Annotated in this window: 1 protein-coding gene (cut by a window edge); it reads right to left on the bottom strand. The window is 50.1% G+C overall.

The annotated features are described in order from the left end of the window. Nucleotides 1–11,910 carry part of the coding region annotated (locus tag BMY09_RS15630) for a DUF4347 domain-containing protein (protein ID WP_175483566.1) on the bottom strand (this coding region is incomplete at its 3' end). Its footprint begins 24,644 nt before the window's first position, so 11,910 of the 36,554 annotated nt are shown. Nucleotides 11,911–12,012 lie beyond the last annotated feature (102 nt).

A 12,012-nucleotide genomic window follows, 5' to 3' on the forward strand; every position in this document is an offset into this window, starting at 1 on the left:
GTCGACATACCAGGTCGCACCCGCGGCATTGTCGTCAAGGGTAATGGTGTATTCCAGGCCATTCGCACCGGCCGCACTGGTCGTCCGACCGATGACATTGCCACCAATGTCTCCGACGGTAACCGTAACATTTTCTAAGTTGATCAGTGCTGCCGCAGGCAAGACTGCGGTCCAGCGGGCAATCGCTTCAGCTTTCAGCGCCTCTAGCGCAGCGGCATCAGTGGTCGCATCAATTGTCGCGCCCGTTCCGACCTCAGCCGTAGTAACAAAATCACCAAAGCCCTGGGATGTTTTAAAGGCAGTCCACAGCCCCTCACCCGAAGCAACCGCATCCAAACCTTTGGTTGCGAAGGAGCCGTAGGCTTTGACCTCATGTAAAGTGCCGGATTCATCGGTATAAGAGTACGCGGTGTACTCGCCATCGGCATCGGTTTGCGGCGCCGATTGAGTAATTTTTTCCGAGATAGATGAAAAGTCTAGGATATCTGCCGACCCGGTAGAGAACACCTTATCCTGACCAAACTTTTCATTAAAACTAAAGGTCGCTTTAGCAACGTCCACTTTAAAGTCGGCCACCAGATCGGGGGCAGTCGTAAACTCAATGCTGAACTTATCATCAACCGCACTGGTTACCGCTACCGCTATACCCTCCAACCCATTGAGTGCCGTTTCAATATTGGCGAGCGTTGCTGCATTATCAGCGCCAATAGCAAAAGCAGCCTCCAGACGGGCAGGGTCGGGAGTCACACCGGCAGACAGTTCAAAATTGGCAAATGACAGCGTAATTAATTCGCCTTCGGCAAAAGAGCTGGCGGTTAAATCCAGTTCAAACAAGGACGAAGCGGTCGACAGATCGGTGATCACGATACCGCCGCTGTTGCCTCTGAAAATATCATTGCCGGAACCGCTTTCCAGGTTTTGAATATTCTTGTAGTTGGCAACAATAACAGCGCCATCCAGGATCGTAGTAATGCCCGATCCCATCTCCAGATTAGCCGTATTCAGAGCAATACCGGTCACATCGGTATAAGCCGGACTGGTAAACTCAATATTGAAAGTAAAGTTACGCTGATCTTCTGCCGCAGCAGGATCGGGCTGAGTGACATTAACCGTCAGACCCGCAACTTCATTCAGCTTGGTTTCGATCTGTTGCATCATCTGCTGATAATCAGCAACTGCCGCAATATTCACTGAAACCGCGCCGGTTGTGCCATCAGGGTGATCAAATGTGAACGTAAACTCACCACCACTTATCTGATTACCCAGGGTAATCTGATGGATATAGTTTAGCTCGGTACCATCTAATGGGTCCTTCGCCGCAACGGCGGCCTGAACCAGACTATCGCTTGCAGCCGTTAAATGGGTTGGCGTAAAGATTAACTTCCCGGGGTTATCAAACCGGTCCAGATTCAAAAAGGTGATCGTAAACGTACCCGGCGTCGCCGCATCAGGCGTCACACTGACATTATTCACCCCGAGAAAAGACTCAAGCGCAGTTTTAATATTCGCAGCGGTGGCAGTGGCGGTTGCCGCCACGGTAATATCCGCCGTGGTGAAGCCACCAACCGCTGAGTAATCACTGACGGGCAGTTCAAGGGTAAACTGATCGCCGGCAACCGCATTAAGCGCTATAGACTGCTGCTCATCTCCCTGCTCCCGCAAGGCGGTACCCCGTGTCAGATCGACAGAATAGTTGTCGGTCTGACCGTCCAGACTCAGGGTGTTGCCATTCTCATCAGTTTCGCCACCATCTATCGTATCGACGCCGCCCTGACCAATCACAAAGATATTGTCATTGTCGTTACCGACAAAGGTGTCATCACCGCTGGAACCGATCACTTTGGTAAAACCGGCAACAGCGTTATTAGACAGGTTGAACTGTGAGTCTGCAGCGACCGCTGCATTGATAAGACCGGACAACGAGTTCCAGCGCTCACCCAGTACCGAGGTCGCGCTGCCAAACAGCACTTTAGACTCGGCAATCTCACCCCACACCGGCACCTCAACCGCATTCCATAAGGTATAATTAACCCCGGCGGTGCCATCTACTGCCACCCCGGTAACGGTATCTGAAGCATCGGTATTATTGTCATAATCCTGATAATTCAGGGTAATATCACCCTCAGAAGAGATCACCCCCCGTAAACGGGCATTCCCGTGGAAGGTGAAGATATTGTCACCACCACCGCCAACAATATTTTCAATCCCTGTGGCAAAAACGTAGTTACCCAGTAAAACGTCGTCAGACAGGGGAATACCGAATCGTTTCAGTGCTGAACCAAAGACCTCGTCCCGGACCATAATAAAATTGGCACCAATGGTTAACAGAGGCACTTCGGCATCATCCCGGCCAATACTGATCAGGTCGGTAAGTTCACTAATGTTATCGGTGGTAATTTCCCAGATATCATAATGCAGGGTATTTTTTACATCACTGCTACCCAGTTGGCCTTTAAGGCCATAGCCCGCCTCGGAAAGATCTAAGGTGTCAAAGAAGTCGCTGACACCTGCGACCTTAATATCGGGGGCTTCAATAACTGCAGTGGCACCCCACAAGCCACTGAACTTATAGGTATCTGCACCCCAGCCACCGGCTAGCACATGAATACCGGGGGCAACAACATTTTCTGAGAACAGTGAAGGCTCACCGTTGATCGCCGTGGAAACCACTGCATTGGCAACAAATTGCGCATAAGGGTTAGCAATCGTGTTTTCAATCAGATTACCACCCACCTCAAACAGATTACTGCCTAATGAGGCATTACCCAACGCCGCAACAGGGTTAAGGGTGGTGTTTAAAGCGATGTTTAAACCGGCGCCGTAGGTTACATTATCGATATTCTGGATGCGCCCGGTAAAACCTGCCTTCTTACCTAACAGACTGGTTAAAACCGTTTGAGTGAAATCATCTTTGGCATAGCCAGTAAGAGCATTAGCGTTATCGCCAATCACAAGGCTATCCGTATCGTTAAGGCGGCTGGCAGCGGTGACCTCAAGTATCCAGGACTTAGTCTTACTGCTATCCGGATTCACACTAACCGTAATTTTGTTTGCACCCAGCGCCGCATCAAGTGCGCTTTGAATGGCGCCCCTGGTGGTTGCATCGTTCTGGTTAACCGGGATATCAAGGGTGCTGACGCCATTGACAGATAAACGGAACGTAGTGAGAGACTGATCCACTAAGGTGACACGTTGCTTTTCTGCCACATTCACTGCACTGCCATTGGCAATGGTGACAATATTGGCTGCCACTCCCGGGGCAGCAATGGCGGTGTCTTTAACAATCTGCAGGGCTGTGCCATCAACGATTAAAGGCTGCTCAGCCGCGCTGATATCCGCCACTACTTCAACCCGGAACTCATTACCCACCAGGGTAGCGGCCTGGGTGTTGATAGCCGATGCGTCAAGCGCCGCATTAATACTCGCCAGCAACACATTATTGTCACCGTCATAGGCAATGGGATCTGTGGTTACACCACCAAAACTAAGTGTAAATGTTCCACTGATGGTTTCACCGGCAACCACGGGAGGCATTGAAAACTTATAGATCCGGTTAGTTTCAACCAGAGTGGGATTACTACTATCGGTGCGATCCAGATAGGCATCAATCCGACCCACCTTAACCGGTGTTAAGGACTGATCGGTTGTGGCCGCTGATAAGCCGTAACCGGTGCCCCCCATAGACTCGACAATATGGGTCAGTGAGGTCAATGTAATGATGAACTTATCACCACTCAACGTCACCGCTGCAGTCGCTTTGCCCGCCAGCTGAGTATTGAGTGCGGTTTCGATACGTCCGCGCAGCGTATCAGCCGTTTCAGCTGTGCTCAGCGCAACATCCACAAAGACGGAACCGGTTACCAAACTGTTATCCGTCACAGTCCTCAGATTGTACTTCAGCCCCACGATTCCCTGCGAAGCACCGTTAATGTTGAGACTTTGAACTTCCTGTCCATTGGTAAGCTGACTTGTAATCGTCGATGTGCCCAGAACAGTACCGGTAAAGATACTATTCTTAGCGACAATGGATGGCACAGAGCCACCCGCAATACTAATGGTGAACGGGCCGGTGCCGGTAACGGTCACCGTACCCGTTAGAGTCGGTTGCTGATTAATGAGCTGCTGTAGTGCGGCCTGAATAGCATTTTTATCGGCATTCTGGGCTAAGTCTGCTGTCTTATAGGTACCGATATATAAATTATAAGGATCTGAATTGGCACCATGAGTAATGGTAATCTCGTGAACCTGTGGCGTTGCGGTAGTTGAGGGCGTTAACACCAGATCAACCGCTGGCGCCGAGAGCGAAATATCAGTCAGCGTGGTGATCGCTTTATCACCCGCTACACGCCAACGCAGATCATATGTTCCCGCAGTCTCACCGGCGCTGACCAAAACAGTTTTTGGTGTTCCGGCAGGCAGCGCCATCGCCTTGTATATAGCATTTTCAATACGTTGCGCTACGGCAGCATAGTTAAGGGGGGCCGTCGTTTCTTTAGTAAAGACTGCTACACTGCCTGACACAGAGGCAGGGGGCAGCACACCGGTGAACTCAACCATGTTGTTCTGATTGGTGTAGGTGATGAGGTAGCCTGCCTCATTCTTAGCCACCGAAACAACTTTTGAGCCCGCAGCCAGACCAAATTCTGTCGCTAACTTCGCGTTTATTTTATTGGCAATGGTCGTCGATATATCGTCCGCTGCAGTGCCGGTCCTTAAACCGGTAATGGTTTCAATGGTTTGAACGCCTGCGGTGGAGGTGGTGACATAGTTCAGATTGAAGTCAGTCGAATCGGTTACCAACAGCTGCTGCTGTATCGGAGGGGTCAGATAGATGGGGGCGGTGGTGACTGATGTAGTGTCACCCTGCACCCTTAATGTAAAGCTGCCACGCTGAGCTTCGGGAATAGACAGGCGCTGAACTTCAGCCCCCCGATGACCATCGACCACGGTATCAACCGCGACGGATGACTTCGAGGTGTTCGCCAGATTAACGTATGAAATTTGTCTCAGGTCTGCGAACGTCCCACCGGATATATCAACGGTATTTTTCACCGCAAAATCAGGCGCGGTTAACGATAACATTCCCACCAGGCCATCAACATTGAGTAGCTGTGCTGACAGCGGTTTGATGCCCGTACCGCCGATCACTGTTCCCTTAAAGGTCGTTTTACCCGCGATGGAAAAGGTATTGGCATTTACACCACCACGCACGATGGTATTTTCACCGACATCGGTAAAGACAAAGGTCTCGAAAACACTCTCACCGAGCAACTTGTCCACCAAGCCTGATGCCTGAGCATCGGTACTTAACGCGGTGGGCCTTGGCGCTACACGCTCGACAGTGAGCGACAATTGGCCGGCATTACCCTCTACCTTGCCTTTTGCAGCCGTTGTAGCCAGTTCAAATTTGCCACTTACCGCCGTCGTGGTATAACTCAACGCTGAGCCATCCAGATTCTTAAGCGCTTTAGTTAATACAACATCGCCCGGATCATTAAAGGTAATATTCAACTTCGTGTTAGCCGCCGTACTGCCAAAGCGCGGCTCTTTAACGCTCACCGAGCCTTCACCCAGCATCTCGCTAAGTTTGTTCTTCAGCTCGACAATATTCGCCTCTTTATTGTCCGCAACAAAAGTAATCATATCGGTTACTTTGTGCACCCCGTCTCTGACGGTAGTCACAGTGGGCGTTACCGATGCAGCGGTTACCTGCAAAAGATCGACATTGACCAGTTCTTTATTGGTAAAGGTGATATTCCAGCTATTGGCTTTGAAGCTTTCATTTGTTGTTTCGGCGGTGACCGGTGAACCATCCACGGTCACACCTGTCACTTTCACTGCGAGATTCACCTGAGAGCCTGTCGCCGACGTAAACTTAAGCTTATTCAGTTCGGTTTGGATTTTTAAAGCGGTGGCTTTAACGTCGACCTTACCAGTCGCGGCATCGGTAACAATCTGAATAGGTGTTGCGGTGGTTTTCAGCGCATTAGAACCACCTGGGTCCTTAAAGCTTAACTTGAAAGTCCCGGTGGGCAGCTCAGCACCGGTAAACGCGAGTCGCTGCACCTCTTGAATCTTATAATCCAGCGCAAACTCACCCTCAGTCGTGTTATCAATAATGAGCGGCTGTACCTCTTTAACCGCACCCACCTGTTCAAAATTGAAATTCAGTTCATCTGCAACCTGGCTAAAATCGATATCCAGTACATGACCATTCGCGGTCAGTGTACTGGTGTCGATGGTTACACTATTGGCTTTACGTAACGCTTCAGGCACCGCAATCGCCGCCAGCATGTCGGCCATCGACGCGGAGCCAAAGATAAAGGTCGCATCAGCATTGGGGGCCAGAATAGTCTCAAATGCGTGGATATTGCCAGGCAGACTACCATCGGCCAGAGTCGTCACCCGTCCCTGTAAATTATTCGTCCCGGTTAAGCCTGTCACATCGACAGACATATCCGTGACATCATTTTCACCCGGGGTTTTAAAGGTGATTTTCCACTCTTTCAGATCCGCGGTGAAACTCTCAGTCTGCACCTCAACCGTGTATTTCTGGACAAAATTACGCTTCAGATTATTTAATGCGGTCTGAATAGCTAAGCGCGTATTTTCTTTTTTCAGTTCAGCTGTCGCGGCCGTTGTATCAATGGTAATAGGGCCGGTGGAATACTTACCAATCTTTAAAACAAAACTACCTTCAGTAACATTGTTGAGTGTTAGCTGCTTAACTTCACGAACAGAAGAGCCCTCAACTGTTGTCCAGATAGCAGGCTTACCTTTAAGCGTTGAAGCGTTAGTAATCGTAGCGGTATTCAGGCCACTGATTTCAGGGTTTAAGACGGTAATTTCAAACTTATTGCCTGCCCCGGCAACAACGACATTGGCAAATATCTGTGGATTGTGTTCGTTTAGTTTTTGCTGAATCTGGGCTGCAACATCGCTGGGGGTTGAACCCGATGCAATCGGTACAGTAACAGAGACAGCCAGGTTGGGCGTTTCTACCCCGGCAACCGTTTTAGTATATTTGAAACCGAAGGTAAAGCTGCCGGATTCGGCCAGTCCGAGGTCGATATTAATTGAACCGTTGGTGTGTTTAGTAATCAGCCCCGTGGTCGCATCGATGATGTTAGAACCTGGCTCCACGGAGCCAACCACCGGCGCAGCATAGGTCAACCCGGTGGTACTGACAATCGTCATTAATGGGATGTTGGTGTAGATCGGTTTTTTGAACTCGACATCAAACGCTCCGGTCCCGGTGCCTGCGGATTTAACTGTCACCAGATCACCGACCGGGGCTACCCCGTTTTCAGTCAGCAGGGTCCTGAGCTTAGCTTCCAGTGCGGTTTTTATATTGGTCGCCGTCGCCGTTTTGGTGCTGCCTACCGTTATAGTAATCGGCGCAGTTGTTTCAACCGAGCCATCCGGCTTAGGAAAATTGTTCAGTTTTACCGTAAAATTGCCAGATGTAGCGCCACCCAGAAATATTCTCTGAACGTCATTGGCGTTACCTTCACTGTTAACCCGGACCGTATTGGCTGTCAGCGCAAAATGACCAGACACGTCACCAAACCCGGAAAGGGTTTTAGTCCAGCTGGTTTTATCTTTAATGAAAGTACCGGTGCCTGCCAATAAGCTGTTGCTGTTAAACAGGTAGGTCATCTCCTGAGTAACATTGGAGAAATCGAGCACATCACCACGGGTTTTCAGCCCTTCGTCGGTGGTTTTATCATCTTTACCTTTTTGGCTTTCAATAACTTCGTCCTGGCCCCAGTCATTGATAAACACATAGTGATCGTAGCCTTTACCACCAATCAGGGTATCGTCACCGATGCCTCCATAGAGGACATCATGGCCAGCGCCCCCCACGATGCTGTCATCACCCAGACCACCACTCAGATGGTCATTGCCTGCTCCACCGTTGATAACATCATCACCCTGGCCGCCACTGATGCGGTCATTACCTGCGCCACCGCTGAGGTTATCATCGCCTTCGCCACCACCAATGGCATCATTGCCCAGGCCACCATACAGAGTGTCGCCCTGTAGCGTGCCAGTGATAATGTCCTGACCAGCACCGCCATCCCAGACTCGTCCGGTTTTAACACTGACCGCCTGAGTGTAGTTATCAGAAAAAATAAGGTCGTCGCCACTACCGGTACCATTGACCAATAAGCCAAAGTCACCCAGTACGGTCATACTCTTAACCGTACCAGCACCTGTATCGGTGGTGCCTTTCAAACCATCGATGCGGTCTATGCCACCCGCTTTTAATCCCGTACGGGCTGCGGTAAATTCCACCGCATCAATGATGATGGTCTTAATGGTGGTGGTCAGTGTGTAACGGTCTTCGGGGGCAGGACCGCTGGAGGTGTATTTTTTTATGATCGTCAGCGGATCAGGATTCGTTTCAGTCTCTGCACTTAAAATCACCGTGGCCTGAGTGGTTCCTCCGGTGGTTTTTTTCTCCTGACGCGCTTCCGCTATCAGCTTAATTTCCGGGATATTCAGTCCAGCGGATAAAGATTGGAAGGTGATAGTGAACTCGTAAGGAGTAGTTCCGGCAGCCGAGCCACTTCCTGTCACAGTCACCAGCGGAAGCGAGGGTGCCGGGGGAGGCGTCGCGGTCGTGTTGGTAGTCGTCACCGGCGTTGCTTTCAACGCCAGAGAGTTGAGCGCTGCAGCCATCTCAGCAGCAATCGAAGCGGCACTGCCTGAGTTGCTGATCTCTCTGGTTTCTACCCCACCCAAAGACAGCCTGAAACTTTGTATGTTGCTTAGTTCCTGAGCAACCGTTGGCGCGGTTTTCACTTTTGGGATGGTCAGTTTTTGTACTTCGTTGGTGGCCGCTGGGGCGACTACACCATCGCCAGTATTTAAAATACCAGTGACCGCTTTATTAATGACACCCGTAGTCGACTTACCCAGATCCACAATCACATCTTTCGTGTTAGTAGACTTGTATTGCGAGTAATCGAGAATATTAACGCCATCGGTTTTAGCAATATTGGCGCCTGCCACATAGACGTTACCGGTCACCAAACCTTCGGCCAGGGTGCCCGTTGTCTTAGCGGTCAGAATCTTGCCCTGCAAGGCATCCTGGTCTTTGATGATATAGGTATTCTTGCCCTGACCACCAATGATGTTAGCGATATTATCTGCGTTAACGACATAGGTGTAAGTGACCGTTTTTAAAACAGGTGCTGCCGTTGTACCAATATTGATCTGCTTCTCGACGACAGCCGTTACTTTCACTTTTGTCGTTATCGTCGTGATCGCCGGAGTCCCGGTCGACGTGGTGCTGACACTATCCAGCTCAAAAATCAGATCGTGAGTGACCTCACGGAAATCAAGCGTCCCCTTTTTGCTGGTAGACTGTGTGTCATCAATAAAAAAGTTAACCGTTTCTGTCAGTGCAGGTGTTGCGCCCTGATAAAACTGGCCCCAGTCATTATTGAATTTATAGGTATTATCCCCCAGGCCACCGATGATTTTTTCAACATTGATGGCATTTTTGACCGAGTGTGTGCTGGTGGTTACATTCTGCCCCTGAAAAACCTGAACACCATATTTATCGGCCGATGTCCGGTCGGTATCCGACACTCCAGAGACCACCGGAATACCCGGAACCGTTGCGGTTGACAGCGGTTTGGTCGACTTAACTGAAGGGTGAAACTCAACAGTAATCGCCTGAGTCAGCGCAGAGAAATCCAGGGCATCAGCATCGCCGCCCTTAATCACCGTTAAGCCATCTTTGGTATCGGCTTTCTCGATAACCTGATCCGCCCCCCAACTGTCTTTAAACACGTAAGTATCGGTTCCAGCACCACCCACTAAGGTTTGTGTACCCGCGCCACCAACAAGGTAATCTTCACCCGCACCGGCATCCACAGTCACACCAGTTAAACCGGTGACATCAAATTTCTGAGCGCCTTTGTCGGCGCTAAAGGATGCGAATGATGCAGTAGTAAAGCCTGTTAAGGTGCCCACACCTTTGATGATATTACTCGCTGACAGGTTGACGTAATTGGTCAGCACAGTGCCTGAACTGCCAGAGTTATACAGCAGATCAATTTTGCCGGTATAATTGGCATTGGCTTTACTGATGTCTATTGGTGCACCAGTATCATCGATAATAAGCCGGGTATTTGCCGCATCCAGGGTCTTACCAATCGATAACTTGCCTACTTCGCCCGTTCCGGTGGTTACCACCGCAACCGTACTTTTAGCATTCAGTTGTGCAGCGGCATCGGCAGCGGCTGGGTCAATTCCCATCGCCGCATAGTCTTTAACCCATTTAAAGGCATCATCACTCGATAGCGCAGTGCCTTTTTTGCTGATAGCGATGTGCGCGGCAGCTAGTGCGGATGTATCCAGAACATCTATTTTGGTCTGCAATTCAAGCTCAGTTTTATAGCCAACCCGACCCACTTTAATATTTTTAATAGTGGAATCATCACCGTCGGCAAACTGGAAAGTGCGCAACGTATTAGGCACCAGGGCACCGGTGGTTTCATTGATTGACTGTGCCGTGATTTTGAACGGAGTGGTGGCGGTTTTGCCCGTCACAGTAATGCGGATGTCACTACTCACACCGGTAAAGTTGATGGTATCGGTACCCGCAGCAAAAATTACCGGTGTCACCGAGCCATTCAGCTCACCTAAGCTAACAGATTTATCGGCAGCCAAAAGCCCCGCATACAGAGGATCATTCGATGCAAAAAACAACTGCTCAGAGGGCATCATATCAAGGGTAGAAGTGACATACCCTGACTCGGTTTCCAGTATCCAGTCGCCGCCGATAAATCGATTACCCGTCGGGTCATCAGACGCGGCAATATCTGCCTGCGTGGCGCCCGCCAGCCGGTCAACAAATGCGATACCCACTTCACCCTGGGCAACGTTACAGCCGTAGATAAGAATATCGCCGTCTGACTTTAATGCCCTGCCCCAGGCTTCCAGCTGTTGACGATAACGTTCTAACGAAGCACTACCCAGGGTCGCAGTACCCAGGCGCAGCAAACCTGTCGCCCCATGGGATAACACATGCAATGCAGCAATATCGTCATACGCCGACAGCACACTCGCTAGCTGTTCAACACCATCTCCTTCGCTATCCAGCAAGACGACCGTGACACGATCCGCCTGGGTGCGCTTGGTTGGCACCTCAGATAAAACATCGCTCAATTCGTTATCAGTGGTTAAGCTCTCATCGGTATTTTCATCAGTAGGGTACCAGTCTGCGACCAGAACATTACCCGCACTGGTGGTTTCTTCATGCCATTCAAGCCCACTGGCGGTCTCGCCCATAAAGGTACTTAACAGGGCGCGATAATCCTCAACTGAACGATCGATAACAACAAACTGATGCCCAGACAATTGCTGAATATGTCGAATCGCAGCAGCCGATTTTGCCGTCTGAGCTTCCGTATCAGCCGTCGCATCAACAGCGACCTCAGCAGCATCCTCTTTAGGCTGAACCGCTTCAACCTCACTATCAGAGTCTGACTGGAGCGCTTCTGGCTGAGATTCCTCCGCCTCAGGCTCTTCTGACTGAAGCTGCTCTGGTTGAAACTCAGCAGGCTGAAGATTCTCAATCCCGGTATTACTGTTGCTATCTGCACCATCCAGATCATAATCATGCTGACGAACTAACTGCAGTTCCTGTGAGTTACTTGCTTCAGCTAAGCCAGCGTCAATCAACTGTTCTACAACGACTTTTTCGTTGAGCAACTCTGCACTTAGTGCAAGCGGTGCCGCATCCGCTGAGAGCAGGTAACGATTTTCCATCTGTTCCATCAGATAGGTATTACGTCGCCGGGCAGTGATCCCCTGACTGCTCCATATGAATTGTCTTAAATTGCGGAATTTGTCATAACGCATTCTGAATAGACGATTAAATATATACGACATAATGTTCATCCAATGATGTTGTCATTTGAAAAAAGCCGCGCACCAGTAAGCTTTTTTCAGTTGATACAGGAGATATGCGGGTGGCTCAGGGCAACAGAACGA

Source organism: Amphritea atlantica, from assembly GCF_900111095.1.
GTDB lineage: Bacteria > Pseudomonadota > Gammaproteobacteria > Pseudomonadales > Balneatricaceae > Amphritea > Amphritea atlantica.